This window comes from Paenibacillus sp. J22P277 (assembly GCF_059383675.1).
This window is the reverse complement of sequence record NZ_JBXENS010000001.1, coordinates 527,316-553,511: the sequence shown is the minus strand read 5'-3', so window position 1 is coordinate 553,511 and position 26,196 is coordinate 527,316. Positions and strand designations below refer to the sequence as shown.

Below are 26,196 nucleotides of genomic sequence, written 5' to 3'. Positions count from 1 at the left end.
ATAGGAAGGGGGTTTCGCGGTCAAATGGGATGGTGGAAAAGCAGGCATTCCGTGGCTGAAGCAGTCGAAAACGACGTACATAAGAACGATCAACGATCATCGGATGCAAGCGCCGATGCGAAACCGCTGCTGGTCGTAGAAGGTGTCGAACGAACCTTTCAGGTCGGCGGTCAACCGCTGCACGTGCTGAAGGGCCTTCATATGGAACTCAAGCCCCGGCAGCTGGTCATGCTGCGAGGGCGCTCGGGCTCCGGCAAAACGACGCTGCTCAACATGATCGGCGGGCTCGACCAGCCGACCAAAGGAAATATTTTTTTCCACGACCTGCCATTCCATAAGATGGGCGACGATCAGCGCACGAAGGTCAGGCGCAAGGAAATGGGTTTTATTTTCCAGGCGTTCGCCCTGATGCCGCTGTTGTCGGCTTACGAGAACGTGGAGCTGTCGCTGCGCATGGCGGGCGTTCCCGGCGGAGAGTGGAAATCGCGGGTAGAGCACTGCCTCGACCTCGTCGGCCTCGCCAAGCGGATGCGTCATCGTCCCTTCGAGCTGTCCGGGGGCGAGCAGCAGCGCGTCGCCATCGCCAAAGCGATCGCCCATCGGCCGAGCCTGTTGCTGGCGGACGAACCGACGGCCGAGCTCGATTCGCAGATGGCCGCACAGATTATGTCGGTCTTCCAAACGATTATTCGCACCGAACAAGTAACGATTTGTATGACAACGCACGATCCCACGATTTTGGAGGTTGCCGATCATGTTTACGAAATGGTTGACGGGAAATTCATTTAAGGCGGCTGCCGTCGTCGTCATCGGCGCTTCGCTGCTCGCGTCGAGCGGCTGCTCGCTGCTGCCGAACGAGAACGCCGAGGAAGTGCTTCCGGAAATCGCGCCGCCGCAAATCTCCAAGAAGCCGGAGTATGAAGTGACGACGACGACGCTGGAAACGAAGAAGACGGAAATCGGCAAAATGATTGCCACGCAGGAAGAAACGCTCTATTTCACGCTGGACGGCAAACGGTTGAAAGACCTGAACGTGAAGATCGGGCAGAAGGTGACCGCCGGCCAGGTCATCGGTTCGCTCGACGTGGACGACATGCGCAAGCAGCTTCGCTCCGACAAGCTCAACTTCTCCAAGGATGAGCTGCAGATGAAGGATACGCTGCGCAAGAAAGACGAGATGGATCCGATCGAATTCGAGCTGGCGAAGATCGCCTTCGAAGAGAAGCGCCAGGCGCTGGCCGATGCCGAAACCGAGATTGCCAAGGCGGAGCTGACCGCGCCGTTCGCCGGCACGGTCGTCAGCTTGAACGTCTTGAAGGGCGATGCCATCAAAGCCTACGACCCGATCTGCATCATCGCCGATACGAGCAAGCTGACGGCCGCCGCGATGATGACGCAGGATGAGCTTGAGGGCGTCGCGGTCGGCATGCCCGTCGTCGTGGACATCAACAACGCGGGCGAATTGACGGGGAAAGTGTCGCAGCTGCCCGTCGTCTCGACGGATGACGACAACGGAGGCAATGGCGGCAACGGCGGGGCGCAAAAACCCGAAAGACCGGAAGATTTCCTGACGGTCACCTTGGATAAGCCGCTGCCGAAAGGCGTTACGCGCGGCACGCCGTTATCGATCTCGATCATCATGGACCGCAAGGAAAACGCCATCGTCATACCGCCGTCCGCGCTGCGTTCCATCGGATCGCGCACGTACGTGCAAATCGTCGATGCGGAGGGCAAACGCGAGGTGGACGTGGAAGTCGGGCAGCAGACCGCGACGGAAGTGGAAATCCTCAAAGGATTGACGCCGGGGCAGAAAGTCGTAGGTCGATAACGTATGGGGATACCGCTCTTTCGCTTTTTGTTCCGCAAAATGTGGAACACGCGGTGGATGACGCTGAGCTCGCTCGCGGGCCTGATCATCGCCGTCGCCTTCGCGACCAGCATTCCGATGTACGCGGACGGAGCGCTGAAGCGGGTCGTGGCCCAAACGCTCATGGACGAGAGCGGCGGACTGCCCGCCGGCTCGCTGCTGATGCGTTATCAAGAAACGTCAAGCAAGACGGATTTGAACGGCCTGAACGAAGTCGGCAAGTACATCCGGGAGGACGTTCCTTCCTTGATCGGCTTTCCATTTGCCACATACAGTCAGAGCTTAGCCATCCGCAGCGCCGAGCTGACGCCCGAGGACCCGACTAAGGTCGACGCGAGCCGGGCGCGTACGATGGCTCTCACCTCGATGACCGGGCTCGACAAGAAGGCCGAACTGACGCAAGGCCGCTGGTTCACGGATTCCGTCGGCGATGACGACTCGGTCGAAGCCGTCATGATGGAAGAGGCGATGTACCGCAGCGATATCCATATCGGCGACGTGTTCGAATATCCGATCTACGGCGGGCTGAACCTCACGCTGAAGGTCAAGATCGTCGGCGCGTATAAGCCGCTGAAGGATACCGATCCGTTCTGGTACCAGGGGCTGGAGAGCCTGATGAGCACGCTCACCATCGGCGACAAGGCATTCCAGGACGGATTGCTCAAGGACAGGAAAATACCGGTCCATACGGCAAGCTGGTACTACGCCTTCGATCTGAAGGAGATCAAAACAAGCCAGCTGGCTCCGCTCACGAGCACGCTGGACCGGCTCAACATCGATCTCTACCAGCACCTGAAAGACACGCGCGTGGAGATCTCGTTCGCCAAGCTGCTGGGCGAATTCAAGACGCAGAGCCTGCAGCTGCAAATGCTGCTCTTCACGCTCGCCGCTCCGATGCTGGCGATGGTGTTCTACTTCATCGCGATGAACGCGCGGCAGTCGCTCGACAAGCAGCGCAGCGACATCGCCGTGCTCCGGAGCCGCGGAGCGGGGACGAGGCAGATCATCGGGATCTACTTGATCGAGGGGCTGTTCCTCGGCATCATCGCGCTTGCCATCGGACCGCTGCTCGGGTGGTTCATGGCGAAGAGCATCGGCTCGGCCAACGGGTTCCTCGAGTTCGTCAACCGCAAATCGATTCCGGTCGGCTTTACCTCCGACGCGGTGATCGCGGGTCTCGGGGCGGTCGTGCTGGCCATGCTCGCGACCGTTATCCCTGCGGTGCTTTACGCGAGAGCGTCCATCGTCGATTACAAGAAGCAAATCGCGCGATCGGACCGCAAACCGCTCTGGCAGCGCTGGTACGGGGACGTCCTGCTGCTCGGCGTCGCCGGCTACGGCTGGTATCTGTTCAACGAACGGCAGATGATCTCGGTCAAGAGCAACCTGACGACCGACCAATTGAACGTCCAACCGTTCCTGTTCTTCGTGCCGGCGCTCGCGATCTTCGCGATGGGACTTTTCTTCCTGAGGATATTCCCTTGGCTGCTCAAGCTGTTCAACTGGCTCGGCAGAAAGCTGCTGCCCGTGCCGCTGTACTTGACGCTGACGCAGCTGTCGCGTTCGTCCAAAGGGTATTACCCGCTCATGATCCTGCTCATTCTGACGTTGGGCCTTGGCGTGTATAACGCTTCCGCGGCCCGTACCATCGACTTGAACTCGACGGAACGCACGTTATATAAATACGGCACGGACGTCGTCGTTCAGACGGTCTGGGAAGGCAAGACCGAAGTGATCAACAGCGGCGGCGGCTCCGGCGGGGATAACGGCAACGGCGGCGGCAATGGATCCGGCGACGGAGGTCAAGGAGGCGGCAACGGCGGAAGCGGTGGTTCCGGCGGCAACGGTGGTTCCGGCGGCGGTCAAGGCGGCAATGGCGGCGGCTCAGCCGTTCCGACTCGCGTCAACTACAGCGAACCGCCGTTCGAGGTGTTCCGCAAGCTGGACGGCGTCGAGGCGGCGGCCCGCGTGCTTCAGACGAAAGGCAACATCGTCGTCTCCGGCCGTTCGATCGGCCAGGGCACGGTCATGGGCATCGACAACGTCGACTTCTCGAAGGTCGCCTGGTTCCGCAATGACCTGTATCCGGTTCATCCGTTCAATTATTTGAAGAATCTCGGTTTATACGAACAAGCGGCCATCATTCCGTCGAACGTCGCGGAGAAGTACCAGCTGAAGCTCGGCGATACGATCACCGCGGGCTTGCAGGACGGCGTCGTGGAATTCGCGATCGTCGGCATCGTGCCTTACTGGCCGGCGCAGTATCCGGACCAGTCGCCGTTCATTATCGCGAACCTGGATTATATCTATGATCAAGTGCCGATCATTCCGTACGAAGTATGGCTGAAGATGAAGCCGGGCGCGTTGACGGCGCCTATCATGAAGCAGCTGGAGGATGACGGGATCGAGCTCGCGGACGTGAAAGACGTCCGGATCGAGCTGGCAGCGCAGGCGAAACATCCGACGCGCGGCGGCGTATTCGGCATTCTCAGTCTCGGCTTCCTGGTCTCCATTCTGATCTCGCTCACCGGCTACATCCTCTTCTGGTTCTTCAACTTGTCGGGCCGGATCGTGCAGTTCGGGGTGCTGCGGGCGATGGGACTTTCCCGCAGGCAGCTGACGGGCATGCTCCTGCTGGAGCAGGTGTTCACGGCGGGGCTGTCGATCGGCCTGGGCATTCTGATCGGCAAGATCGCGAGTCTGCTGTTCCTGCCGTTCCTCCAGACGACCGAGAACGTCGCGAACTCCGTTCCGCCGTTCCGGGTCGTGTTCGACGCCAAGGATACGAACCAGCTGTATATCGTCGTCGCCTGCATGATGCTGATGGGCGCGCTGCTGCTGCTGGCGCATATTCGCAGACTTCGCGTGCATCAGGCCGTCAAGATGGGAGAGGAGCGCTAACACGCCATGATTACATGCGAAGGTTTGGTCAAAATTTACAAATCCGACGATCTCGAAGTCGTCGCGCTGCAGGGGCTTAACCTGCACGTCCGCGAAGGAGAGATGATGGCGATCATCGGCAACAGCGGAAGCGGCAAATCGACGCTGCTCAATATATTGGGCGGCCTCGACCGACCTTCCGCGGGCAGCGTCGGCGTAGGACCGTGGGATCTGCTCAAGATCACCGACGAGCAGCTCGTGTCCTACAAGCGCGACACCGTCGGTTTCATCTGGCAGAATAACGCGCGGAACCTGCTGCCGTACTTGTCGGCGCTCGAGAACGTCGAGATGCCGATGATGTTCTCGTCCAAGCTGGACCGCGCATACGCCAAACAGCTCCTGGATTGGGTCGGCCTCAAGGACCGGATGCACAACAAGCTGCATCAGCTCTCCGGCGGGGAACAACAGCGGGTCGCCATCGCGATCTCGCTGTCCAACCGCCCGAAGCTTCTGCTCGCCGATGAGCCGACAGGGTCCGTCGATACGCGGACGTCGGATTTGATCATGGATATATTCCGGCGGCTTAACCGCGAGCTGGGCATTACGGTCGTGATCGTCACGCATGACTTGACGCTGGCCAATAAGGTCGACCGCGTCGTCGCGATCCGGGACGGTCTGACGAGTACCGAATTCATCAAGCGGAATCCGAATCTGGACGATGATTTCGAACCGGGTTCTTCCGCGCAAGAGACCGTTCACGAAGAGTACGTCGTCGTGGACCGCGTCGGACGGCTTCAGATTCCGAAGGCGTATTTGACGGCATTGCAGATTACAGATAAAGCATCGATGGAATTTGACGGCGAGCGAATCATCATTTCGCCGCCCAAATCATTGGAGGGGTAACGGGGATGGAGAACAAGCCAACGCAAGCGAGAACAAAGAAGAAAGCAGTTTTGAAAGCATCGTCGATGGCCTTGTCGGCGGCGCTGATCGTATCCGGCTTGTCGGCCTGCAGCAAAGGGTCAAGCGGCGACGACGCCAAGCAGCATGTTTTGCGTGTCGGGTTCGTCTCGTCGAGCGCGGATAACGATCAATATTTGCGCCAGCAGTTCACCGACGGTTACGAACTGACGCATCCGAACGTCGACATCGAAATCGTCTCCGCCATGAACTATGACGATCAACGCTACCAGGAGCCGGATCCGAATAAGAAACAGCCGGATACGTACGAGAAAGTGAAGGAAATGATGAACGGCAGCAATCCGCCGGACGTCGTGATCGTGGATTCGGGCAATCTGCAGCGTCTGGCGCAGGACAATTTAATTCAGAAGCTCGATACGCTCATCCAGGATAAAGAATTCGATATCGACGATATCGTACCTTCCGTCATCAACGGCATCAAGGACGCGGGTGACGGCAGCATCTACGCGCTTACGCCGACATTCAGCTCTTCGGCCTTATTCTATAACAAGAAAATGTTCACCGATGCGGGCGTCGAGCCGCCGACGGACAACATGACCTGGACGGACATCTTCACGCTTGCGAAGCGCATCGCGAAAGGCGAAGGCAAGGACCGCAAATTCGGATTGTCCTTCAATCGTTACAGCGGCGATCCGTTCTGGGATTCCCAGACCTATGCCGCACCGCTCCAATTGAAGATTTTCGATAACAAAGCAGAGAAAATGTCCGTCGATACGACGCAATGGAAGAAGGTTTGGGGAGACGTCGCGGATCTGTATTTGAACAAAATCGTTCCGTCCCAAGAAGACATGAACGCGGGCGGCGGCGGTATTATCAAAGACAAAGTCGCTTATGATCCGTTCCAAGGCGATATGTTCTTGAGCGGCCGCGTGGCGATGACCATCGGCGGTTACGATTACGTCTCGCAATTGTCGCAAGCGAAAGACGCGGCAACCAAAAATCCGAAAATCTCCAACGTGGACTGGGATGTCGTTACCGTGCCGCAGTTCAGCGAAGTACCGGGCGTCGGCGGCAACATTTACCTCAATAACTTGATGGCGATCAATGCCAAAGCGCAAAATCCCGATGACGCCTGGGATTTCATCGCCTTCAATAACAGCAAGGAATGGGCGAAGCTCAAGTCGCGCAGCACGTACGAGATGGTCTCCCGCAAATCGTTCCTGAAGCCGAAGGACGGCATGAGCTACAACATCGCGGCCTTCTACACGTTGAAGCCGGTACCGCCACAAGATCCGGCCATCGACAAGCTTTACCAGGATATGCCGAACCTGTATCAAGTGCAGCAGCTCGCGCAGCCGTTATTCCAAGAAGTGCTGCAGAAGAAGAAATCCGTCGACGAAGCGCTGAAATCGTGGCAAACGCAAGGCGACGTGCTCCTGCAAAAAATCAAAACGAACCCGAACGGGCCGCTTGACGGCGTAGGCGGAGTCGGTGTTGGGGTTGGCGGCGGCGGACCTTTGATCAACGTACAGCCGGTCGGTTAATTTCGCTTACGAAAGAGCAGCTGCGCTTTGTGCAGCTGTTCTTTTTTCATGCGGTTCAACGAGGACGCGGCGACGCTTATTTTTGACGGAAATGGGTACGATAAGCGAAACGGCAATGAAAGGGGCTGCTTTCATGAAATGGGTATACTGGGGTCGTTTATACGAAACTAAATTTCAAGCCGGCTGTTTGGTCAGGCGAATGGAGAACGATTGGTGGGTGTATGGCTACGAATGCCCGCAGGAGATCGAAGTTTTCAAGTCGCGCAGGGGCCGATTTGGGGTTCGATTCCTCCCATAGCAGATTATGCTTGACTTATTGCTAATTTCTATAGTATATTACTTCTTGTCGCCATTGAATGATTTGATGCGAATTGGTGTTATCGCGGGGTGGAGCAGCTCGGTAGCTCGTCGGGCTCATAACCCGAAGGCCGCAGGTTCAAATCCTGCCCCCGCAACCAACCTTTCGATTGCTATCGTAAGGGCCCTTAGCTCAGTTGGTTAGAGCGGTCGGCTCATAACCGATTGGTCGGGGGTTCGAGTCCCTCAGGGCCCACCATTCCAACATAATCATACAACATGCCGGGGTGGCGGAACTGGCAGACGCACAGGACTTAAAATCCTGCGGTGGGTGACCACCGTACGGGTTCGATTCCCGTCCTCGGCACCACTAGCTTTTACGCACTTTGTAGAGTTAGTATCTACCCATATTACATAAGGAGTCCTGTGTGGTAAACTGCCACATTAGGGCTTTTTTTCATGCGCACAGGATTCCATGAAAAACTTCCGGCTTCTTTCGCAATGTTGTACCTACAAGTAACGATTATTACTTGGGGAAACACGAAAGGAGTCATGCACATCATGACGAGAGGAAGAGTATTGAAAATCAGTGAGCACGTTCCCACAACATGGGAAGAAACATTAGAGCAATTCATGTCATGGAAGAAGGCTCAGGGGCTTAGTAAGCAAACGTTAGACGACTATAAGCGTCATGTGAGTCAATTCTATAAGCGTTATCCTGATGCATTTGGAAGTCAGCCCCACCAGTTGGAAAAATTGCTCTGTGAATACTTTGCAGAGCATATCAAACCTGCGACATATAACAATCGTCTCGTGTACTTACGGGCCTTCTATGATTGGTGCGTAGATAAGACAGGGCTTTTCTCTCAAAACCCTTTACAGGGCTTTAAGAAGCGTAGAGCGGAGGGGAGGGTAGTGCAGCATGAAGAAGAAACGCTTATAGCCCTAATCAACGCGCCTGATAAGAAGACGTATGTAGGACTTAGGGATTACGCTTTAATCTTACTTACGCTTGATACAGGAATCCGCCCCAAAGAAGCGTTCTCCCTGCTTCCTGACGATTTTAATGCACGGGCTTGTGAAATGTATGTAAGGGCAGAGAACGCGAAGACACGGGTTTCAAGGACGCTGAATCTTAGTCTTCAGACCGCTAAAGCTATTAGCGAACTGATTGCAAACCGCCCGAAGGAATGGAAGAAAGGAACGCCGATATTTTGCAAGAATGAAGGGAGTTCCCTGACTCGTTACACTTGGGGTGACCGTATGGAAATGTACTCGAAGAAGTTGGGTGCTAAAATTATCCCCTATGATCTCCGCCACTGTTTTGCTGTCGGTTTCTTGCGTGGCGGGGGGAACGCCTTGGCTTTGCAACGGTCATTAGGTCACACTGACCTAACCATGACGAAAAGATATGTAAACCTTGCTGAGAGCGACATGAAGGAACAACATGCGATGGCTTCTCCGCTGAATAGACTCATGCCTATTAAGAAAAGGGCAGGCAGGATATAAACCGAACACGAAAGGGGCGGTGTCTATGACATCGCCCCTCCATTTGTAATGTGACAATTAATACTGAGTCTAAATTTGATTATTTTTCTCTTCTCTGTTCTTAGAGAGAAACAACTCCCAAGTATATTCTAAATACTCTTTTCCAAGAGTGTGCCCTTCTACAAAGTGAAGTGATTCCAAATGATAATCTTCATCTTCGTAAGCACAGTGTACTAACATATCGTTTGGGTTTATTGCAAAATATAAATCATCAAATTGAGCATGACAATTCGGACATAAAACAATAAGATTTCTAACACTGTCATCTCCCTTGTGGGTTTGATTATACGGTTTAATGTGGTGTGCTTCCGAATAATATCCACCGTCAGAATTTCTTAATCTGTATGAGCACAATTGACAACGATGACCATATTTTTCTTTGAGCCATTTAGCAATACTCGAATCTCTTACCATACGTTGAATACTTATTTTATTGAATTCCAAGTTCTGTTTCGATTCTAGGTAATTTGTAAAGTCATCCATGTTTAAGTCTTTTTCCTCCGAATAAGGTTCATGCCTATTTAGGAAATCGTCATCATCAGTCTTAATCTGTGCATGCTTTTCGATTGAAGTTATATTAGGTGATCGTTCAATTGCTCTCTCGGTTGCTGACACTACATCTTTTAAGGTAACTGCCGTTCCAATTGCCCCTACTTTATACTTGGTTAAATACTCGTTTAGGGCGTAATTAAGCTGCTTGTTGTCTCTTTTAAACCTCATTAAAAAATCTCTGATACACATACCTTCGGAACTAATAAGCGAGAATAACATCATACTTTTTATTAACAATCTTGAGTTTATATCAACGTTATCCATACTAAATTTGTTTTCATTTCGCTCAAAAACATAAAACTTCGGGTTAATAAACCCATGATCACTCGAACCTTCTGTTTTAAAAAGTTTATCATCTGAAATATTCAACTTATCTCTGTATTTAAAATAAGTTACTAGATATTCCTTTGTTATGTTATCTAGAGTTAGCCACTCAACTAATCTATTGTCTTCAACATGAAATACGTTTCTTATCAGGTTCTCATCCAATCTAAAGTCCCGCAACCTAAGATTGCAAACATATCTCTGCTCCATTCCATAGAAGAAGGTAAGGGCAAACACTAATGGCGCGGTTTTTTCTTCATCTTCGGATGTATATTTTACAGAGCTACTAAAGATAAATTTTATGTCCCGTAAGGTTAAGAATTCATTCTTCTTGTTCTGCCTGACTTCGTTATGTTCTCTTGTACTAAATGCAGTCTCTATTACATCCTTTAATTCAAGGTATTTGGGGTGATTAATCTGCTCACGATTTCTTAATAATTCGAGCAAGTTAACCAATGATGCCCTAAACTCTCCCCGAGGGTTCTCTCTACTAAATGAAAGCATCTTTTCAACATTAAACACAGTCTCATATTCACTGCTTAAAAGTTCCTTATAAAAATAATTATTTAAGTAAGCGGCTAATACTGCAACATACTTGTCAGTAGACTTCAGCCCTTTATCATTATTGAGATAGTTCTCATAGTCACTCATTAATGTCTGAATGCTGTGATTCACTAGCAGCCCACCTTTGAGAATCTCCAATCTGTCTACTAAAAAAACTTACATTACTATAAGATGTTATTCAAAACTTGAATAGAAGTATAGTGTCCTTGTAACTTAAAGTGTTGTACAGGAAACTCAGAAAATTTGTGCGGAACAAACCGAAGGTGAACTTTCTGTCGCGAATAAATAAAGCGATTCTGTCGTTACGGGGTAGGAGGGCTGTATAAAGCCTGTGTGCAAGTCACCGTAATACACAACAATAGAGCTGTCCTTATGGTTTGGGAGTAGGAGGGAGGCGCTCTGTGTTGTTCCTGCGTTAGCCTGCCTGTAATCGATTCTCAGAACTTCAAATGAGCCTTTCACAATTTGCTTAGTCGTGCTTCCAATAACGCTTTCCGTGAAGCCGTATTCTCTTCATTCATCGGTTTTTGAAGCTTTGGTTGAGGCATAGTTCGTTGGTGGTTCCCATCTGTAATTAAATCCTTCACTAGATTGGTAAGACCATCTATCTTGTCTTCCATTCTTGTGAGTTTGTCTTTCAAGTCTGCATTATTCATTTGCCAACCCGCTTCCTATTTCTTCTTAAGTAATTTTAGTGTCTTATAGTTCATAACTGCGGTGATAGCTGTTAATATTATACAAATTATTGATACGCAAATTGTAAGTATTTCCATCCTTCCACGCCCCCATAAATAAGGTATGTCAGGAGTTTATCACAGCATTTCTCATATGTCAAAATATGGTATTCCAATATGGAATCTCTATTGTATAACCCAGTTTCCTGATCTAATGAAATGTGCAGGAGAGCACTTTTCAGAAAAATTTGGTGCGGAGCAGTCGAGGGTAAACTCTGCTGCAATAACAAAAGCCAAATCATTCGGCAGGGGGGGGACGTAGGATGTGTAAAACAAGTAAAATTTAATAGAACGCGAATGTCGAATATTTATGCGAACGTACGTTCAAATAATATGGTACAATATTCCTATTAAAAACGATGCTTAGGGGGCTTAATATGAGCTGGAAGACAAACCTTGAAGATACTTTTTCAAAGTGGTCTAAACGTTCAAGTGATAATGAAGAAGAAAAATGTGAGCGTGCCTTATCTATGATAAAAGCGGCAATTAAAGAGGAAGATCAAATCAAAAACTCAAATATCGTATTTATACCACAAGGGTCATATCATAATAACACTAATGTGAGATTAAGTAGTGATGTTGATATTTGCGTTAAGTTAAAATCAACTGTCTTTTCAAATGTTCCCGAAGGCATGAAAATCGGAGATTTTGGATTGTCCCTTCAAGTTATACTTTTAAACAATACTTAGACGATATTGAACGCGCTCTTGTAAGGAAATTTGGTCGTGAAAATGTAAGGAAGGGAAAAAAAGCTTTTGATGTAAAGTCAAACACTTATAGGGTAGATGCTGATGTAGTGGCCTGTTTTGAACATCGAAGATATAGCAAGGATGGTTCATACATAACGGGCACACAATTTTATAGTAGCACTGGTGAGAAAGTAGTGAACTTTCCTGAACAACATTATATTAATGGTGTTAAAAAGAATGAAGAAACAGGAAGGAACTTTAAACGGATTGTCAGGATTATTAAAAGACTGAAAAACATTATGGTAGATGAGGGGGTCAGTGGTCTTGATAACATATCTTCATTTTTAATTGAAGGTCTTGTTTGGAACGTGCCGAATGTTCATTTTGATAACAATACATATGTTGATGATGTGAAAAATGTCCTTGCATACCTTTACCACAACACCAAGGAAGAGAGTGGTTGTAAGGAGTGGGGGGAGGTATCGGATTTACTTTACCTCTTCCATGGCGGGCGTTCATATAAAAGAGAAGAAGTCAACGCATTCATTCTAAAAGCTTACAACCATGCGTTTTAGATAGGGGCAACGTCGGTGTATAATCAAGATAATTATAATAAAATACTTGTGACTGTGGGAATAATTGCTTTTTGTGTATCAATATTAATTGCTACTTCGGATATTTCTGATGTAACTTATGTAAACGTGCTTAAAAGTATTTCTTCTGCATCCTTGGTTACATTTTTTTTTCATTTTGTATTCAAAAAATGGATATGGCAGTATCATTGGATACCGCTGTTAAATCCTTTAATTGTTCTTGTTCCAAACCTGCATGGAACATGGGAAGGTACTGTGCGCTCGAATTGGACTGACCCTCGAACGGGTAATACGGTTGAACCAACAAAGTTGAAGGTATTCATCAGACAGACATTTATTTCAATAAGTGTTGAGGTTCATACTGATAAAATGATTAGCAAAAGTTATTTGGCAGGTTTTAGGACTGATTTAGAAACACAAACACAGGAATTATGTTATACCTACACGAGTAAGGCATCAGCTAATACAGTGAGTTTTAACCCTTGGCACGATGGTACCGCAAAACTGGAGATACATCAAAGCCCTAATCTTCAACTAAAGGGCGACTACTGGACATTGCGGCAGACTACGGGGACTATTGAAATTCAACGTATTAGTAAAAAAATTTTCAGGTAAACCATTATAATATCAAGCTATTTGAGATATCTCAAATGGCTTTTTATATTGAGGGGGAGTTATTAGCTCGTTAGCTCGATTGTTCTTAACAAAAAGAGCCGCCCTAATAATTGGTGGCTCTGCTTCTATCAGTCCTTATATAGCCCTAAACGGCTCTCAGACTGTCTCTTGTGTTGCATCCCGCTTTCTCCGATTAAGTTCGCGATACAATGACCCCTTCGTAACGCCCGTTAATTCTTCGATCTCGCTGACGCTATGCGACTTGCCTTCGTATAGCTTAATCGCCTTATCAAGCTTCTTGGCATCGGTCTTTGGACGCCCACCGTTTCTTCCCCGCGCTCTAGCAGCTTCTAGCCCCGCTACTGTACGTTCTCGAATAATGTCCCGTTCAAACTCCGCGAATACCGCCATCATGCCGAATAGCGCCTTTCCTGCGGCGGTAGATGTGTCTATCTTATCGGATAGGCTTACAAACTCGACGCCGTTCTTGTTCAAGTGAAGTAGAACGTCGAATAACTTTTGCGTCGACCGCGCCAAACGATCAAGCTTGTAGACGATGAACGTATCGCCTTCACGAAGATTGTCCAGCGCCTTCGCAAGTTCCGGGCGATCATCGTTGCCACCACTTGCCTTCTCGGTGTAAACTTTATCGAAGCCGTAAGCTTTCAATGTGTCTAATTGAAGATCAAGCGATTGGTCAGCGGTCGATACCCGCGCATATGCGATTTTCATTCGTATCGTCCCCTTTGTATGTATCGTTTCGCTCATCGTATCATAAACGTACCATTTCGTAAATATGATATTGGAACGGGTATCGTACCGATTTTTTAGCGGAATCGGGAACGTTTCAAGACGTTTTGGAAACGTTTCATAAACAATCGTTTTCGTACCATTTATTAAACTACGATGGCGGCTGTACCTCAATGGGCAAATTTGGAGATATAAGAGGATGGGAGAAGGAATAACCATAAAGCTGAGGGAAATATGACCTTCTTTACATTTAGTATGAATGGTCACGTCGCTGAAAGGGGCGAAGCCCTGATTCTTCTTCAAGATGTATCTACTTTGATTCTTAGAATGATTGTTTTTAGTGTTTATTATTAGACAGACCCCGTGTCTAGTGTCTTCGACAATTCTTCCAAGTAACAGACTCCCTGACCCTTTAACAGAAATTAGGTCTTTTTTATAGACAGAGATTCTGTTTGTCACAAGTTGCATAACCATATCAGACATAGCGGCTCGTATTTGGTCAGGAAGTCTGTTAATTCGGATATAATGTCTGTTATTAGGACACGTTGTCTAGTGTCTTGAACTTCTTGTCGTAACGCTCTTTTAGATACTGCATGTACTCTTGTAAACACCGTCTCTCAGAATCACCTTTATCGAAACGGAACTCATGCTTCATGGTGTTAGTCAGCTTAGCGATGTATCCAAAGTAAGCATCGCTATTTACTTCACCTTTAATCCACTGACTCAACTTGTAATCATTGACCTTATTTCTAACTTCATTGATGAACTCATGTGTTTTTTCCGACATAAGCAAGTACGGGTTCTTATGCAAGTCATTAGGAAGGTAGTACGTATGATTCCTCTGACTACTGCTAATAAGTACCAGTTTCTTTTTACCTAGTGCTTCCATGTGGCGTTCAACCGTCTTTGAACTGCAACCTACATTCCGGGCGATTGTTTCAAGTGAAGGGTAGCAATAGTGCTTATCCCCCATGTAAGACCATAAGTCAATCAGAATCAACTTTTCATATTCCGAGAGACCGTAACATCTAAGGAACTTATGAGGAACGATTGTGAATCCCTTATGATGGTCTGTAAAGGTTGATTCTTTGGCGATTTTAGGGAGGTATTCGTTTGTGGCTTCTCTACTGTAGCTGAATTGTGTACTCATTGGCATTTACGCTCCTTCCGCTTGTCTGAGTATTCTATTAGGTCTGCACGTTCGATGATATAGGTTGACGTCTTGCCTTCACCTATCTTCACAGCGTCAAGCTGACAGGATTGTATCGCTCTCAGAATCGTCCTAGGGCTTACCCCGACGACTTTAGCGGCTTCTTTGCGACTCATTATCTCTTTCATGTCCTGTTCCTCCTTGAAGTTGTTCTAAGTTAGTGACAGCAAAGGTTAAAAAAATAACCTTCTCACATTAGTAATCGTTACATGGTGGCGTTCTGTTGCGAGATAACTTGCCTATAATAAATGTACACGTTCCTTCTTATTGCCCCTGCCATGACTCAGCAGGGGCTTTTTGTGTCCATTACCATTCGGGCTGCTATTCGGCGTTCGGCACGATAAGCGTAGTATCGTAACCCTTTTCTTGTAGCACTTTCATTAGGTGGGCTTCCATAACCAAGTAAGGGTATCTTCCATATCCTCGCTTGTTGCTTGGTACTCGTTCAGCTTGTAACGTACCGCTTCTTACCCAAGACATTACGGTATCTTCACTTATGAACCGTCCGCGATTTGAAGCCGATAGCTTGTGAGCAATCGTTGCCAAAGTGTAGAGTTTTTCCATGACTAGCGTCTCCCCTCATTAATTGATTGCTCTACAAAGGCTTTTAAATCGGCTTCTCGTATACGCCATAACGTTCCTGCCAACTTCATAGCTTTAATGCGTCCCTCTCCAAGCCATTTGTAGCAGGTATTCATATCAATGCTCAGAAGTTTGGAAACTTCATCGGCAGAGTACAAGCGCCCTAGAAACGTTTGCATGTTTTCCATTACTGTTGACCTCCTGTAGTGTTATTGAGAATGAAGTTCCTGAGACTTTCCTGAGGAATCCGAATAGAGCCACCGACTTTACAGCTTGGCAGAGTGCTGTTTTGACACATTGAGTAAATCGTAGTGTAAGAAAGTGATAAAATTTCCATTACCTCGCGGATAGTGAATAAGCGTTCGATGAGAACCGCTCCTTTCAGTTGTGAATTGGTTACAGTCACAATATAAGTAATCAGGCGGCAAGATTAACAAATTCTTGTACAAATAAAGAAAAAACTATATTTCTCCAATAAGGACGGATTATTAGTTTTGGAATAGGGGAGAGGGAATGAAGATAACGTTTTTTAGGATAATGTGTGCATTTGTGTATTATTAAAAATGTGGGTTTAACTAGGTGTGAACAGTTAATATTGGGATTTGGATGTACTTAGGAATTGGACATGAAGGGGTATATTTCTAAAGCTTAGGAGGACGAACAGAAGAAGCGGGCTTGCAAGTAGGAGGCAAACATGATAAATTACTCTTTGTCTTAACGCACAGGATTCAGACTATTGAAAATGCGATATATCGCTTTTAATATTAAAAATACTGTGCGACTAGCTGAACGGTACAAATTGCAAAAATGCCGGGAAGCCTTATGTAGCAAGGGTTTGTAAGCCGGGGTGGCGGAACTGGCAGACGCACAGGACTTAAAATCCTGCGGTGGGTGACCACCGTACGGGTTCGATTCCCGTCCTCGGCACCAACTAAATAATCTAAGGTTTGAAATAGACCTCCTTTGAAGCTCCGATGAATCGTCGGACCGTCGAAGGAGGTTTTCTATTTGACTACGAATGACGCCACGATTATTTGAAATTCATGCCCAGACTCCCCTATACTAGTAGAACAACCTTCCTCCGCGCGGCGGCTCTGGAGCTTACGGATCGATGCAGTGGAGGTTTTCCATGAACGGGGGAGATGACGATGATAAAACCGACGTTTGACAACGATTGGTCCCAGGTGCTCGAGCGCGAATGGGACGAGCCGTATTTTCAACGGCTGCTGGAAACCGTATCGCGGCAATATCGGGAGGAGACCGTTTATCCGAAGCAGGATGCGATTTTTAATGCCTTTCGGCATACCGCCTGCGCGGACACGAAGGCCGTCATCCTCGGTCAGGACCCGTACCACGGTCCCGGACAGGCGCACGGGCTCAGCTTCTCGGTGCTCCCGGGCGTGAAGAAGCCGCCTTCGCTGCTGAATATGTTGAAGGAGCTGCAGGACGATCTCGGCTGCGACATACCGGACCACGGCTGCCTGATACCTTGGGCGAAGCAAGGCGTGTTGCTGCTGAATACGGTCTTGACCGTCGTTGACGGGCAGCCAGCATCGCATCAGGGGCTCGGATGGGAGCGGTTCACGGATGGCGTCATCGCGGAGCTCAACAAGCGGGAGCGGCCCGTCGTCTTCGTGCTGTGGGGCAAGCATGCGCAGGCGAAAGAATCGTTGATCGATACGGGCCGCCACTTCGTCATCGCGTCGCCGCATCCAAGCCCGCTCTCGGCGCGACGGGGCTTCTTCGGGAGCCGTCCGTATTCCAAAATCAATGCCTGCTTGCGGCAGATCGGCTCGGAAGAAGTCCAGTGGTCCATTCCTTCGCTCGCGGAGCTGGAAGCGGCAGCCGGCGGCGGACAATAAGAGGTGAGCGCACATGGTTGAGCAAGAGAAGCAGAAGGCCGTCCGCTGGCTGAATCCCGCCTCGGGCTATCTGACGGGCTATGCGTATACGTTGAATCCGTATATCGGTTGTACGTTCGGCTGCTCCTACTGCTATGTGAGGCGAATGCCGCTCGCGTTATTCAGAGGCAGCCCGTGGGGCGAATGGGTGGAGCCGAAGCGCTTCGACGGCGACAGCTTCCGCCGGGAATGGCGAAGGGCGATTGCAAAAGGGGGCCTGACGGTGTTCATGTCGTCGGCTACCGATCCGTATCAGCCGGCGGAGCACATGGAACGCCTCACGCGCCGGGTCTTGGAGGCGATGGCGGAGGAGCTGCCGGAATTCCTCCTCGTGCAGACGCGGAGTCCGCTCGTGCTGCGGGATATCGATCTCCTGCGGAGGTTCGGGGAGCGGGTAAGGGTCAGCATGACGGTTGAAACGGATCTGGAAGCCGTCCGCAAGGAACTCACGCCATCCGCGCCGCCGCTCGCGGCCAGGCTGCGCGCCATACGCGAGCTTCGGCAGGCCGGCATACCGGTTCAAGCCGCGATATCGCCGCTGCTGCCGTGCAGCGAGGCTTTTCCCGCCTTGATCGCCGCCGCGGTCGATCGCGTCGTGGTGGACGATTTCTTTCGCGGAGACGGGAGCGGGGGAAAGCGCTCGGCGCAGCTGCAGATGGGCGAACGATATCGCGCGATGGGCGCGGAATCGCTGTATGCGCCGGAGACGGCGGATCGCTTCGTCGAGGATTTGAGACGGCAGATGTCCGCGAATAGCGTCTATTTCGGCCAGGAAGGGTTCCTGCCCTAATCGATAATAAATAAGAAGAAGCCCTCGCATCCGCGAGGGCTTCTTTGCGTGCTGGCTGATTTGTACTGTGTCCCTGATGCCTACTCGTTCTGCGTATCGCCGTCGCTGCCGATGATACCCGTCGAACCGCCGATTGCCGCGGAGCCGCCGCCGGAGACGTTGTTGCCGAGCACAGGCTTGAACGCGGAGGACACGTACGTGACAGCCTTCACCTCGGTGATGACTTGCGCGAACGACTTGTCTTTGTCGGGATAGATTGGCGCGACGGTAATGACGGCTTGATCGCCGTCGAAGTTAATCGATGCGACGCGGACGCCGTAGCCGGGATTCGGCGCTTGCGCGAAGACCGTCACTTCGTTGACGTCGGCGCTGATCGCCTTGGTCGACAGCTTCAGTCCCGTAAGCGGGAACGGTTGTTGATCCGCCGGAGGCTCGATCGGCGTGTTCTTGGCGACGAATTGAATCGTGTCGTAGAGCCAGCCTGCGGCGTCGCCGCGCGTGATCGCCCCTTTCGGATTGAAGAGCTGCGTGTCGTCCAGCTTCGCGATGCCGGATACCAGCAAAGTCTGGATGCTGCCCATATAATCCGGATTGACGTCCGCTTCGTCCTTCAACACCACATAGAGATCGATGAAGGCATAATCGCCCTTCTTAAGCAGCGCCTGCATCAAATGATGCGCGAATTGCTCACGCGTCATGATGTCTCCCGCTTTCGTCTCCCGCGGAATATCCAGCCCGTTCATGGCGGCGATAATGAACGCGTTCGCGTACCAGGCGTCGTCCTTCATGTTCGGGAAGCTGTCCGTTACTTTCGGTTCTTTAATGAAGTTCATGCCGTCCAGGTTCAAGCCGAGGCCGTTCACGATCATCGAGATACCGGCCGCGTAGGTCAGCTTGCCGTTCGGGTCGAACGTATCCGCCTTCGGATCGCCCGACAAGATGCCGAGCTTCTGCAGCTCGGAAATTTTGGCATCGTTCGGGTGCCCCTTCGTATCCGAGAATGCCCATACGGACTGCGTCAATGCCACGAACACCAGCAAAACAACGCTAACAGCCACGATTGGTCGTTTCATCCTATACACCCCATTTTCCAGATTCTTGTACCAGCCTTCGATTATGTAGACGCACCCGGTTCGTGAAAAGTTGCAAGAACCCGGGCGGCGCCTTGCCTTGGTCGACATCTATGGTCGAATCGTCACTCTCGTATGAATGGGCACGAGCGCGGACAACGCCATCACGTCTTCATTGTACATCCTAATGCAGCCGTGCGAAACTTCGCGCCCGATGGAGCCGGGATCGTTCGTGCCGTGAATGCCGTAATGCGGCTTGGAGAGCCCCATCCACAACGCGCCGAACGGCCCGCCGGGATTGAGCTGCTTGTTGATGATTTCGTAGTTTCCCGTAGGCGTTCTCGTGAGCATTTTGCCGATGCCGACCGGAAAGCCCCTGACGACGATATTGCCATCGAGCAAATACAGCTGGCGGTCGGATAAATCCACGATGATCCGGTAATTGGGCATTGTCCATTCCCTCCTTTTCGTCCATCATATGTGCGCGCCGGAAAGGAGGATTGGATGCAGCGGCCGGGAGGCGAAGAAGGCCAGCGTTTCGACTGCGGACCGCCGGTGTAAAAAAGATTATGGCGGGATGGGGCGCTTGCTCGCCCGTATTAAGCACGGTCGCCGCGAAAGGGGACGTAAATCATGATATTGCCGACGTATTACGTATCGATATCCGCGCGTACGATTCAAGCGGAAGCGCCGGAAACGGATCACTTGGCCATCCGGGGAACCGACAAGCAGCTGGAACAGCTGCGGCGCAAATTGGACCGGGAGGATCGGAACGACGAACGGACCTCGGCCAGGGCGTTGATCCCGTATAAATCGGCGGAGCGCGATCCTTCGACGGAAGAATTCAGCGAAGACTTGCTTGATTTATACGCTTTCGTATACGAGCTCGGAACGCCGGAAACGAAGGCTCATATCGAAGCGATGAACATCTTGCCCAAGCTCACCAATCAGAACGCGAACCTTCCCGGTTATACCTCCTAGCACTCCGACGAGAACGGATAATGCCCGCCCAGGCATTATCCGTTTTTGCGTCTATGGAGGTGACGGCTGGTCACACCATTTGCACCATCGGCCGGCTAGCTTCATATTCTATTAAAAACGGAGGTTGATAGATATGGATTTCGATGCCATTCAGGAGCTGATCGATCCCTCGCTCTATATCCTGCTCGTTGCATGCTGGGTACTCGGCTATACCTTGAAAAGAACGCCCCGCGTCCCGGATTGGACGATCGTATATATCATCACGGCGTTTGCGGTGATCGTTTCGCTGTTTATGCTGGGGTTTAACGTCAAGAGCGTGCTGCAGGGCATACTGACCGGCGCCGTATCGGTGTACGGCAGCCAGCTGATCAAGCAGGCGCAGAAAGGAGCGTCCGGCGACGATGCAGGCAAGACAAGCCAGTAACGTGACCGTCATCGACGTCTCGCATCATCAGGGCAGTATCGATTGGAACGAGGTAAAGGCCGGCGGCGTGGCCGGCGCCTTCATCAAGGCGACCGAAGGCGCTTCGTTCGTCGATCCCCGGTTCGCGGCGAACGCATCGGAAGCCGCCCAGTCAGGCTTGCGGATCGGCTTCTATCATTACGCCCATCCGGAGCTGAACACCGCCGCCGCGGAAGCAGCGCATTTCGTTCAGATCGTAAAAGGATTGAAGGCCGACTTCCCGCATGTGCTGGACGTGGAGGGCGACGCTTCCGAATTAGGCGCGCTGACGACATGGTGTACGGCATGGTTGAAGGAAGTGAAACGCCTGACGGGCCATCCGGTCATGATTTACACCGGCGCGAGCTTCGCCAAGACATACCTGGGCAAAAGCCTCGCCAAATGGCCGCTCTGGGTTGCCCACTACGGCACCGATAAGCCGATGGATAACGGCATCTGGCCGCAATGGTCGGTGTTTCAATATACGTCCAAAGGAACGATTGACGGCATTAAAGGCAGTACCGACGTCAACGCGATGGAGAAGGCATTCTTCGATGAACATTCCGGCGAGGGCGGCGTCCCGGTGCCGAAACCGACCGCGGACGACCGGATCAAGATCGTCGTCAACGATCAGCTCGCCGCATACGGCCGGATCATCGACGGGCATGCGTATCTCCCGCTGCGCCAGCTTGGCGAAGCGCTGGGCGTTCCGGTCGAGTGGAGGGCGTCGGAAGCCTCCCCTTACGCCGACGGCAAACGGGTCGATAAGTTCAAGCTGATCGACGGGAAAACGTATATCGGCGTCAGGGCTGCCGCGGAGCTGCTCGGCGGGAAAGCGTCGTGGGATCACGGCACGAAGAAAGTATACCTGTACAAATAAACAAGCCCCCGCTGAACGCGTTCAGCGGGGGTTTGTAACGAATATAAAAAAAACCCTTGATTGCTCAAGGGCTTTAATGAATGGTGGATGGTGATCTGGACAGGGTTCGAACCTGTGACCCCTACCCTGTCAAGATAGTGCTCTCCCAGCTGAGCTACCAGATCATAACCAAATTTTTTCTCAGTGAAATTTATTATAGCGGCGGGATGAGAAAAATGCAAGGGGGTTGGCAAGATTTTTTTTCGCGGCTTCATGCCCATCCGGCGCAGTTTGCATACTCGCAGCGTTGCCCGGTCATACTATAGTTCCGTATGGAAGAACGATCCATACATACGCGTGCACGAACGGGAGGATCCGTACCCTATGAAACGATACATGCTGATCTTGACTGCCGCACTTTTATTGTCCTCGTGCGTGACTGCATGTGCGGGCAAAGACGATGGGGCCGAATCGAAAGCCGCGAACGCCGGCAATGTCGTCCATCTCCGCACGCAAGGCGATGCGAGGGTATTCGAAGCGAACGGCCTGAAGCAAAACGGCCGACTATGGATTCCCGCAGATCGGGCGGCGGCGCTGTTAAACTACCGGTATGCGGTCAATCCGAAGAGCCGTACGGCTGCAATGGGCTTCGGCGACCCGTTGTACACGTTGTCCATGAATTCCGCAAGCGCCAAAATCGGCGACGATGTCGTGCAACTTCGCGAAGCGCCTCGCATGGTCGGGCATACGCTCTACCTGGAAGTCGGCTCGCTCTCGCAGTTGCTGCAGACGCCGGTGAGATGGGACAAGACCAGCAACACGATCGTCGTATCGCCTAGACCGAGCGGAGAACCGACGAAGAACACGACGATGGATATCCGCGGCAATACCTTGCGAGCCGAATCGGTCGATTCCGATAACGGAAAGGCGAAGGAGGCGATCGCATTCGCGAAGACGCTGCTGAGCACGCCGTACGCATTCAATGCCGAGCCGTACGCGCAAAGCCATGCATTCGACTGCTCCTCGTTCATGCAGTATGTATTCGGCCATGTCGGCGTTGCGCTTCCGCGGACGGCAAAGTCCCAATCGACGGTCGGGTCCTACGTGTCCCGCAATAAGCTCATGCCGGGCGACCTCGTCTTCTTCTATACCCCCGGCAGATTCGGAAGCAACGATGCCGTCGGCAATGTAGGGCTGTATCTGGGCGGCAATAAGATCATTCAGACCTACGGCAATCCAGGGGTCACGATAACCGCATTGGAAGGGGATTGGGATAAACGCTTCATGTGGGCGCGAAGGGTGCTGTGAGCGAGTCGTATCTCGTCCATAGAAGCAAAACGAAGGCCCGTGCGACGTCGCACGGGCCTCTTTCGTGAGGTAAAAAATAAAAAACCCTTAATTACTTAAGGATTTCGTCAATTAAATAATGGTGATCTGGACAGGGTTCGAACCTGTGACCCCTACCCTGTCAAGATAGTGCTCTCCCAGCTGAGCTACCAGATCATATGTAGTTCGTTTCAGTGACAAGTAATAATATATCAAACCGGCAAAACGAAGTCAACCATTATTCACAAAAAAAGATTCTAAATGTTCGTAAAGCCGCATATGGTGTACTCAAGCTTTGATTTCTGGAGAGGCGGGTTGTCTAGTGGAGGAAGCTGCCTATTTGGCGGTATGGCTGATCGGGCTGTTTGGCATTGTCGGCACGGTATGCGTGTATGTGGCAAAAATGGTCATTCAAGATTCCACGAGTTATGACGAGCAATATGTTTGGAAGCGTAAACTGCCTCCGGAAGCGGGAGGGAAGCGGTAGGCGGGGCGGCCCCGCGTTTGATTTCCGTTCCAGCGGGTATACTATTCCCAGATAGTTTTTCCATATTCGGGAGTGGTAGCCATGAAAACACGATTGAGCGCGATTTTGCTTTTGTTGTTTTGCGCGGGATGCGCGCGGTCCAATCCGGCCGTCACGGTATCCGGCCCGAAGGCGCCGTTGTTCGACAGCGTGACAAGGGCGGTTTATCCGCAGCCGCAGGATCAGTCCGTGTTCGGCGACGTCTACGAACCTCCGGGCGAGACGCATGAGCTCGTACCGAGAATGCCGGGACAGCCTGCCGCCGAGCAGGAGAAGCCTCCCCTGATGAATACGAATTAAAGACTCGGTCCGGCTGCCGTCCGCATGCCGGGCTTTTTAGTGTCCTCGCCATGCATAAGCGCCCGGTCGATGTGAAATCCTACATGGGCATCCAAATGATGAAGGAGGAATTCCGATGGTACGTTTGTATGACCCGAATGACGAGGCGGCGGGAGCCGGCAGAGAGACGTTCGTGGCAGCGCGCAAGAACGGCGACGGAGATTTGACGTCCTTCAAAACCTCGACCGGCCGCGAATTGAACTACGAAGAGGCCTTGTCGGCCGTGAAAGACGGTACGATCGAAGGCGTCAACGCATTCAAAGGCAGAGACGGCGAGACGTATATCCGCGGCGATGCGGATGGCGACCCGACGAACAACCTGGACCAACTGCCGACCTATTAGGTCGCTCAAACCCGGCAAACTGCGATTCATGCGAAAAAGCCCGCTCAGCGGGCTTTTTGTTGTTGAGAGCAAGGAACTGCCGATCGCTAGAAACAATACCGCTCGTGCTGTTCGACGAAGCGCATGACGCCGGTTTTTCCTTCGAACTGCGGCTTCGTGTCATCGTAATGCATCAGCCAGATGCGTTCCTGGATCGACGGAGGAAGCGACTGCAGCTCTTCCAGGGTCGTATGAACGACGCCTGGCGGCTTCAACTGGCAATCGTGGAAGATCGTCGAGCAGCCGCGGTCTTCGACGAGCCGCCGAAGCAGTTCCGGGTCGAAGACGAGATCGGCGGAATAGAAGAACGTATCGTTGATGAGATAGGAATAACTGGTCTTGCCCGGAATATGAGCGGTTTGAATCGGTTCGACGGCAAGGCCGGGAAGCAGCTCGGTTCTCGTGTTCGGCTGGATGAGCCGCACGTCGAAATAGTCGTCCAGCGACGCGCATTCGTCCTGCAGCAGGCCGCCCTTGAGCGAGGATTCCCATAACGGTTTCGCAAGCGGCTCCGGAATGAACAGCAGGGGCTTGCGTCCGTAGACGAACTTCATTTGAAAGGCAAATTCCTCCATGCCTCCGACATGGTCGGCATGAATATGGCTGATCAGGACGGCATCGATCTCCTCGATCGGTTTGCCCAGCCGATACAAGGACTGAGAGGCCGTAACGCCGCAATCCAGCAGCAGCGTATGTTGATCCGCATATAGAAGCGCATTCGTATTAAAATACGTTTTGGCAAAAGCGCTGCCCGTTCCGAGCATTTGAATATCCATCGGGACATCCTCCTCCGTTTTGCAATAATTTTCAATTTATCATCTTCGGCCGCGAATGGAAAGAAAAACTATTTCGGCGGCATACGCATCGGCCAGGCACGCTTGCCCGGGTCCGTCATACGATAGCAATGAACGGATCATAGAGGGCAGGTGCGGATATTATGGCTCCAGGAAAAGCTCCGAGCAAAGGAAAAACGGTCAAAAAGCAAAAGTCGGCTTCGGAACGCAAGCAGGCTATGCTCAAATTAGTGCTGTCGGATACGTGCGCGGTATGCAAGACGCCGTGCGCCAGAGGAATGCGGTATCACGAGAGCATGCAGCAGCCGGGCGCGGTCGGCAAAGGCGTGCCGTGCATATTGACGCGGACGTACGTGTAGTTATGCCAGTTCCGGTTTAGTATTTCCCGGGCAAGCGCAGTTTTCGACATCGTGCGACACGCTTGCCGGGAGGAAAAAACTTTTTGTATTGGCGCAACTTTGGACGACTTGGGGAGTATAACCATACATCCAGATTAACGGACGGAGGTCTACTACCATGAAGTTCAGAAAGCTTCTGATTGCGTCGCTGGTCATGTCCTTGTGGGGCGGGACGATGCTCTTCGCGGATTCGGCGTCGCAGCGCGTCCGGGTCATCGTCAACGGCAGCGAATTGGATGACGCGGGTATTTTCACGGACGGCAAAACCTACCTATCGGTTCGCCAAGTCGCGAATACGCTGCAGTCTCTGGTGTTTTGGGACGAGGGCACGAAGAAGGTATCGATCTATAAACCAAACGTGCATATGTTTCTTTTCCAGGATACGACCATCTTCGGGAACGTCGTCAAGGGCAACAAAATCACGTTCAAAGTATTCGCCCAAATCGATAATCTCCTGACCAATATATCGGCTGTTAAAGTGACGATCGTCGAGCCCGGCGGCAACGAGCAGATCATTCAATCCAAGGGCGTTACGGTCGACAAGGATAATTTCTGGTACCGTACCGACGATTATGCCTATTCCTTCGATACGGCCGGCAAATATACGATTAACTTCTATATGAAAGTGTCCGCCGCAGACGATTGGAACCTGGTTTCGCAGAAGACGATCACGGCCAAAGCGCCTTAAAAAACGTTCGCGTTCCTGCCGGATCGGCAG

Annotated in this window: 31 protein-coding genes and 6 tRNA genes; 24 read left to right on the top strand and 13 right to left on the bottom strand. The window is 51.3% G+C overall.

Going from position 1 to position 26,196, the window contains the following annotated elements:
- Window positions 1-24 precede the first annotated feature (24 nt).
- The 9 genes from AC50YL_RS02955 to AC50YL_RS02915 all read left to right on the top strand — a co-directional run bounded on the left by AC50YL_RS02955 (window position 25) and on the right by AC50YL_RS02915 (window position 9,018).
- Entirely contained in the window at window positions 25-789 is a 765-nt protein-coding gene (locus AC50YL_RS02955) for an ABC transporter ATP-binding protein (RefSeq protein WP_494829164.1), read from the top strand.
- Entirely contained in the window at window positions 755-1,828 is a 1,074-nt protein-coding gene (locus AC50YL_RS02950; protein ID WP_494829162.1) for an efflux RND transporter periplasmic adaptor subunit, read from the top strand. Before AC50YL_RS02955 ends, AC50YL_RS02950 begins: the two co-directional genes overlap by 35 nt.
- A gap of 3 nt (window positions 1,829-1,831) precedes the next feature.
- Complete coding sequence (locus AC50YL_RS02945) at window positions 1,832-4,768, top strand: ABC transporter permease (protein WP_494829160.1); 2,937 nt, start codon at window positions 1,832-1,834, stop codon at window positions 4,766-4,768.
- Window positions 4,769-4,774: 6 nt separating this feature from the next.
- On the top strand, window positions 4,775-5,650 hold the full coding sequence (locus AC50YL_RS02940) for an ABC transporter ATP-binding protein (RefSeq protein ID WP_494829158.1): 876 nt from the start codon (window positions 4,775-4,777) through the stop codon (window positions 5,648-5,650).
- A 5-nt stretch (window positions 5,651-5,655) separates the two neighbouring features.
- Window positions 5,656-7,212, top strand: coding sequence for an ABC transporter substrate-binding protein (locus tag AC50YL_RS02935; protein WP_494829156.1), 1,557 nt, complete (start codon window positions 5,656-5,658; stop codon window positions 7,210-7,212).
- Window positions 7,213-7,593: 381 nt separating this feature from the next.
- Window positions 7,594-7,670: transfer RNA gene (locus AC50YL_RS02930), tRNA-Met, on the top strand.
- 21 nt (window positions 7,671-7,691) lie between these two features.
- A tRNA-Ile gene (locus AC50YL_RS02925) sits at window positions 7,692-7,768 on the top strand.
- 22 nt (window positions 7,769-7,790) lie between these two features.
- A tRNA-Leu gene (locus AC50YL_RS02920) sits at window positions 7,791-7,879 on the top strand.
- Between the two features lie 191 nt (window positions 7,880-8,070).
- The gene (locus AC50YL_RS02915; protein ID WP_494829154.1) at window positions 8,071-9,018 is read left to right on the top strand and encodes a tyrosine-type recombinase/integrase; all 948 of its coding nucleotides are present in this window, start codon (window positions 8,071-8,073) and stop codon (window positions 9,016-9,018) included.
- Window positions 9,019-9,087: 69 nt separating this feature from the next.
- Here AC50YL_RS02915 and AC50YL_RS02910 read toward each other — a convergent pair whose 3' ends face one another.
- Both AC50YL_RS02910 and AC50YL_RS02905 read right to left on the bottom strand, forming a co-directional pair.
- Window positions 9,088-10,608, bottom strand: a complete 1,521-nt coding sequence (locus AC50YL_RS02910) for an HNH endonuclease (RefSeq protein ID WP_494829152.1) — start codon at window positions 10,606-10,608, stop codon at window positions 9,088-9,090.
- A 347-nt stretch (window positions 10,609-10,955) separates the two neighbouring features.
- Window positions 10,956-11,153, bottom strand: coding sequence for a hypothetical protein (locus AC50YL_RS02905; protein ID WP_494829151.1), 198 nt, complete (start codon window positions 11,151-11,153; stop codon window positions 10,956-10,958).
- A gap of 455 nt (window positions 11,154-11,608) precedes the next feature.
- On the opposite strand from AC50YL_RS02905, the gene AC50YL_RS02900 reads away from it, so the two are divergent.
- The 3 genes from AC50YL_RS02900 to AC50YL_RS02890 all read left to right on the top strand — a co-directional run bounded on the left by AC50YL_RS02900 (window position 11,609) and on the right by AC50YL_RS02890 (window position 13,128).
- Window positions 11,609-11,920, top strand: coding sequence for a hypothetical protein (locus AC50YL_RS02900; RefSeq protein ID WP_494829150.1), 312 nt, complete (start codon window positions 11,609-11,611; stop codon window positions 11,918-11,920).
- A 194-nt stretch (window positions 11,921-12,114) separates the two neighbouring features.
- Window positions 12,115-12,495, top strand: a complete 381-nt coding sequence (locus AC50YL_RS02895; protein ID WP_494829149.1) for a nucleotidyltransferase-like protein — start codon at window positions 12,115-12,117, stop codon at window positions 12,493-12,495.
- A 15-nt stretch (window positions 12,496-12,510) separates the two neighbouring features.
- Window positions 12,511-13,128: a Cap15 family cyclic dinucleotide receptor domain-containing protein gene (locus AC50YL_RS02890; RefSeq protein WP_494829147.1), complete on the top strand. Its 618-nt coding sequence runs from the start codon at window positions 12,511-12,513 to the stop codon at window positions 13,126-13,128.
- Between the two features lie 156 nt (window positions 13,129-13,284).
- On the opposite strand, the gene AC50YL_RS02885 is transcribed toward AC50YL_RS02890, so the two are convergent.
- The 6 genes from AC50YL_RS02885 to AC50YL_RS02860 form a co-directional block, all read right to left on the bottom strand.
- Entirely contained in the window at window positions 13,285-13,860 is a 576-nt protein-coding gene (locus AC50YL_RS02885) for a recombinase family protein (protein ID WP_494829146.1), read from the bottom strand.
- Between the two features lie 553 nt (window positions 13,861-14,413).
- Window positions 14,414-15,028: a helix-turn-helix domain-containing protein gene (locus AC50YL_RS02880; RefSeq protein ID WP_494829145.1), complete on the bottom strand. Its 615-nt coding sequence runs from the start codon at window positions 15,026-15,028 to the stop codon at window positions 14,414-14,416.
- The gene (locus AC50YL_RS02875; RefSeq protein ID WP_494829784.1) at window positions 15,025-15,204 is read right to left on the bottom strand and encodes a helix-turn-helix domain-containing protein; all 180 of its coding nucleotides are present in this window, start codon (window positions 15,202-15,204) and stop codon (window positions 15,025-15,027) included. The genes AC50YL_RS02880 and AC50YL_RS02875 overlap by 4 nt, the downstream gene beginning before the upstream one ends.
- 205 nt (window positions 15,205-15,409) lie before the next feature.
- Window positions 15,410-15,652 (bottom strand): hypothetical protein, encoded by a 243-nt coding sequence (locus AC50YL_RS02870; protein ID WP_494829144.1) that lies wholly within the window; start codon window positions 15,650-15,652, stop codon window positions 15,410-15,412.
- Window positions 15,653-15,654: 2 nt separating this feature from the next.
- Complete coding sequence (locus AC50YL_RS02865; RefSeq protein WP_494829143.1) at window positions 15,655-15,858, bottom strand: helix-turn-helix domain-containing protein; 204 nt, start codon at window positions 15,856-15,858, stop codon at window positions 15,655-15,657.
- Complete coding sequence (locus tag AC50YL_RS02860) at window positions 15,858-16,076, bottom strand: helix-turn-helix domain-containing protein (RefSeq protein WP_494829142.1); 219 nt, start codon at window positions 16,074-16,076, stop codon at window positions 15,858-15,860. The genes AC50YL_RS02865 and AC50YL_RS02860 overlap by 1 nt, the downstream gene beginning before the upstream one ends.
- Before the next feature lie 435 nt (window positions 16,077-16,511).
- On the opposite strand from AC50YL_RS02860, the gene AC50YL_RS02855 reads away from it, so the two are divergent.
- From AC50YL_RS02855 to AC50YL_RS02845, 3 genes are all read left to right on the top strand, one after another.
- Window positions 16,512-16,600 (top strand) — tRNA-Leu (locus AC50YL_RS02855).
- 221 nt (window positions 16,601-16,821) lie between these two features.
- The gene (locus AC50YL_RS02850; protein WP_494829782.1) at window positions 16,822-17,532 is read left to right on the top strand and encodes a uracil-DNA glycosylase; all 711 of its coding nucleotides are present in this window, start codon (window positions 16,822-16,824) and stop codon (window positions 17,530-17,532) included.
- Window positions 17,533-17,545: 13 nt separating this feature from the next.
- Complete coding sequence (locus AC50YL_RS02845; protein ID WP_494829140.1) at window positions 17,546-18,361, top strand: SPL family radical SAM protein; 816 nt, start codon at window positions 17,546-17,548, stop codon at window positions 18,359-18,361.
- 80 nt (window positions 18,362-18,441) lie between these two features.
- Here the strand turns inward: AC50YL_RS02845 and AC50YL_RS02840 are convergent, their stop codons facing one another.
- Both AC50YL_RS02840 and AC50YL_RS02835 read right to left on the bottom strand, forming a co-directional pair.
- Window positions 18,442-19,434, bottom strand: coding sequence for an S-layer homology domain-containing protein (locus AC50YL_RS02840; protein WP_494829139.1), 993 nt, complete (start codon window positions 19,432-19,434; stop codon window positions 18,442-18,444).
- Between the two features lie 108 nt (window positions 19,435-19,542).
- Window positions 19,543-19,881 carry a L,D-transpeptidase gene (locus tag AC50YL_RS02835; RefSeq protein WP_494829138.1) on the bottom strand — a complete coding sequence of 113 codons (339 nt, stop codon included), beginning with the start codon at window positions 19,879-19,881 and terminating at the stop codon, window positions 19,543-19,545.
- Window positions 19,882-20,064: 183 nt separating this feature from the next.
- Here AC50YL_RS02835 and AC50YL_RS02830 point away from each other — a divergent pair, with 183 nt between their 5' ends.
- The 3 genes from AC50YL_RS02830 to AC50YL_RS02820 all read left to right on the top strand — a co-directional run bounded on the left by AC50YL_RS02830 (window position 20,065) and on the right by AC50YL_RS02820 (window position 21,734).
- A complete protein-coding gene (locus tag AC50YL_RS02830; RefSeq protein ID WP_494829137.1) occupies window positions 20,065-20,412 on the top strand; it encodes a hypothetical protein in 348 nt (115 codons plus the stop codon).
- 133 nt (window positions 20,413-20,545) lie between these two features.
- Window positions 20,546-20,836 carry a phage holin family protein gene (locus AC50YL_RS02825; protein WP_494829135.1) on the top strand — a complete coding sequence of 97 codons (291 nt, stop codon included), beginning with the start codon at window positions 20,546-20,548 and terminating at the stop codon, window positions 20,834-20,836.
- Entirely contained in the window at window positions 20,814-21,734 is a 921-nt protein-coding gene (locus tag AC50YL_RS02820) for a GH25 family lysozyme (RefSeq protein ID WP_494829134.1), read from the top strand. The genes AC50YL_RS02825 and AC50YL_RS02820 overlap by 23 nt, the downstream gene beginning before the upstream one ends.
- Window positions 21,735-21,822: 88 nt before the next feature.
- Here the strand turns inward: AC50YL_RS02820 and AC50YL_RS02815 are convergent.
- A tRNA-Val gene (locus tag AC50YL_RS02815) sits at window positions 21,823-21,898 on the bottom strand.
- A gap of 199 nt (window positions 21,899-22,097) precedes the next feature.
- Here AC50YL_RS02815 and AC50YL_RS02810 point away from each other — a divergent pair.
- Window positions 22,098-23,021: a C40 family peptidase gene (locus AC50YL_RS02810; RefSeq protein WP_494829132.1), complete on the top strand. Its 924-nt coding sequence runs from the start codon at window positions 22,098-22,100 to the stop codon at window positions 23,019-23,021.
- Between the two features lie 119 nt (window positions 23,022-23,140).
- On the opposite strand, the gene AC50YL_RS02805 is transcribed toward AC50YL_RS02810, so the two are convergent.
- A tRNA-Val gene (locus tag AC50YL_RS02805) sits at window positions 23,141-23,216 on the bottom strand.
- A gap of 145 nt (window positions 23,217-23,361) precedes the next feature.
- Between AC50YL_RS02805 and AC50YL_RS02800 the strand changes: the two genes are divergently transcribed.
- The 3 genes from AC50YL_RS02800 to AC50YL_RS02790 all read left to right on the top strand — a co-directional run bounded on the left by AC50YL_RS02800 (window position 23,362) and on the right by AC50YL_RS02790 (window position 24,247).
- The gene (locus tag AC50YL_RS02800; protein WP_328803892.1) at window positions 23,362-23,526 is read left to right on the top strand and encodes a hypothetical protein; all 165 of its coding nucleotides are present in this window, start codon (window positions 23,362-23,364) and stop codon (window positions 23,524-23,526) included.
- 81 nt (window positions 23,527-23,607) lie between these two features.
- On the top strand, window positions 23,608-23,865 hold the full coding sequence (locus tag AC50YL_RS02795; RefSeq protein WP_494829131.1) for a hypothetical protein: 258 nt from the start codon (window positions 23,608-23,610) through the stop codon (window positions 23,863-23,865).
- Window positions 23,866-23,980: 115 nt separating this feature from the next.
- The gene (locus tag AC50YL_RS02790) at window positions 23,981-24,247 is read left to right on the top strand and encodes a DUF3892 domain-containing protein (RefSeq protein WP_494829129.1); all 267 of its coding nucleotides are present in this window, start codon (window positions 23,981-23,983) and stop codon (window positions 24,245-24,247) included.
- An 86-nt stretch (window positions 24,248-24,333) separates the two neighbouring features.
- On the opposite strand, the gene AC50YL_RS02785 is transcribed toward AC50YL_RS02790, so the two are convergent.
- Window positions 24,334-25,062: an MBL fold metallo-hydrolase gene (locus AC50YL_RS02785; RefSeq protein ID WP_494829128.1), complete on the bottom strand. Its 729-nt coding sequence runs from the start codon at window positions 25,060-25,062 to the stop codon at window positions 24,334-24,336.
- A 161-nt stretch (window positions 25,063-25,223) separates the two neighbouring features.
- On the opposite strand from AC50YL_RS02785, the gene AC50YL_RS02780 reads away from it, so the two are divergent.
- A complete protein-coding gene (locus AC50YL_RS02780; protein WP_494829127.1) occupies window positions 25,224-25,439 on the top strand; it encodes a hypothetical protein in 216 nt (71 codons plus the stop codon).
- 157 nt (window positions 25,440-25,596) lie between these two features.
- Window positions 25,597-26,166, top strand: a complete 570-nt coding sequence (locus AC50YL_RS02775) for a stalk domain-containing protein (RefSeq protein ID WP_494829126.1) — start codon at window positions 25,597-25,599, stop codon at window positions 26,164-26,166.
- Window positions 26,167-26,196 lie beyond the last annotated feature (30 nt).

Bases quoted from the DNA above. Each gene is read 5' to 3' on its own strand.
- AC50YL_RS02955 (WP_494829164.1), top strand. From the start codon at position 25: ATGGGATGGTGGAAAAGCAGGCATTCCGTGGCTGAAGCAGTCGAAAAC.
- AC50YL_RS02950 (WP_494829162.1), top strand. From the start codon at position 755: ATGTTTACGAAATGGTTGACGGGAAATTCATTTAAGGCGGCTGCCGTC.
- AC50YL_RS02945 (WP_494829160.1), top strand. From the start codon at position 1,832: ATGGGGATACCGCTCTTTCGCTTTTTGTTCCGCAAAATGTGGAACACG.
- AC50YL_RS02940 (WP_494829158.1), top strand. From the start codon at position 4,775: ATGATTACATGCGAAGGTTTGGTCAAAATTTACAAATCCGACGATCTC.
- AC50YL_RS02935 (WP_494829156.1), top strand. From the start codon at position 5,656: ATGGAGAACAAGCCAACGCAAGCGAGAACAAAGAAGAAAGCAGTTTTG.
- AC50YL_RS02915 (WP_494829154.1), top strand. From the start codon at position 8,071: ATGACGAGAGGAAGAGTATTGAAAATCAGTGAGCACGTTCCCACAACA.
- AC50YL_RS02905 (WP_494829151.1), bottom strand. From the start codon at position 11,153: ATGAATAATGCAGACTTGAAAGACAAACTCACAAGAATGGAAGACAAG.
- AC50YL_RS02900 (WP_494829150.1), top strand. From the start codon at position 11,609: ATGAGCTGGAAGACAAACCTTGAAGATACTTTTTCAAAGTGGTCTAAA.
- AC50YL_RS02885 (WP_494829146.1), bottom strand. From the start codon at position 13,860: ATGAAAATCGCATATGCGCGGGTATCGACCGCTGACCAATCGCTTGAT.
- AC50YL_RS02880 (WP_494829145.1), bottom strand. From the start codon at position 15,028: ATGAGTACACAATTCAGCTACAGTAGAGAAGCCACAAACGAATACCTC.
- AC50YL_RS02875 (WP_494829784.1), bottom strand. From the start codon at position 15,204: ATGAGTCGCAAAGAAGCCGCTAAAGTCGTCGGGGTAAGCCCTAGGACG.
- AC50YL_RS02870 (WP_494829144.1), bottom strand. From the start codon at position 15,652: ATGGAAAAACTCTACACTTTGGCAACGATTGCTCACAAGCTATCGGCT.
- AC50YL_RS02865 (WP_494829143.1), bottom strand. From the start codon at position 15,858: ATGGAAAACATGCAAACGTTTCTAGGGCGCTTGTACTCTGCCGATGAA.
- AC50YL_RS02845 (WP_494829140.1), top strand. From the start codon at position 17,546: ATGGTTGAGCAAGAGAAGCAGAAGGCCGTCCGCTGGCTGAATCCCGCC.
- AC50YL_RS02840 (WP_494829139.1), bottom strand. From the start codon at position 19,434: ATGAAACGACCAATCGTGGCTGTTAGCGTTGTTTTGCTGGTGTTCGTG.
- AC50YL_RS02835 (WP_494829138.1), bottom strand. From the start codon at position 19,881: ATGCCCAATTACCGGATCATCGTGGATTTATCCGACCGCCAGCTGTAT.
- AC50YL_RS02830 (WP_494829137.1), top strand. From the start codon at position 20,065: ATGATATTGCCGACGTATTACGTATCGATATCCGCGCGTACGATTCAA.
- AC50YL_RS02825 (WP_494829135.1), top strand. From the start codon at position 20,546: ATGGATTTCGATGCCATTCAGGAGCTGATCGATCCCTCGCTCTATATC.
- AC50YL_RS02820 (WP_494829134.1), top strand. From the start codon at position 20,814: ATGCAGGCAAGACAAGCCAGTAACGTGACCGTCATCGACGTCTCGCAT.
- AC50YL_RS02810 (WP_494829132.1), top strand. From the start codon at position 22,098: ATGAAACGATACATGCTGATCTTGACTGCCGCACTTTTATTGTCCTCG.
- AC50YL_RS02795 (WP_494829131.1), top strand. From the start codon at position 23,608: ATGAAAACACGATTGAGCGCGATTTTGCTTTTGTTGTTTTGCGCGGGA.
- AC50YL_RS02790 (WP_494829129.1), top strand. From the start codon at position 23,981: ATGGTACGTTTGTATGACCCGAATGACGAGGCGGCGGGAGCCGGCAGA.
- AC50YL_RS02785 (WP_494829128.1), bottom strand. From the start codon at position 25,062: ATGGATATTCAAATGCTCGGAACGGGCAGCGCTTTTGCCAAAACGTAT.
- AC50YL_RS02780 (WP_494829127.1), top strand. From the start codon at position 25,224: ATGGCTCCAGGAAAAGCTCCGAGCAAAGGAAAAACGGTCAAAAAGCAA.
- AC50YL_RS02775 (WP_494829126.1), top strand. From the start codon at position 25,597: ATGAAGTTCAGAAAGCTTCTGATTGCGTCGCTGGTCATGTCCTTGTGG.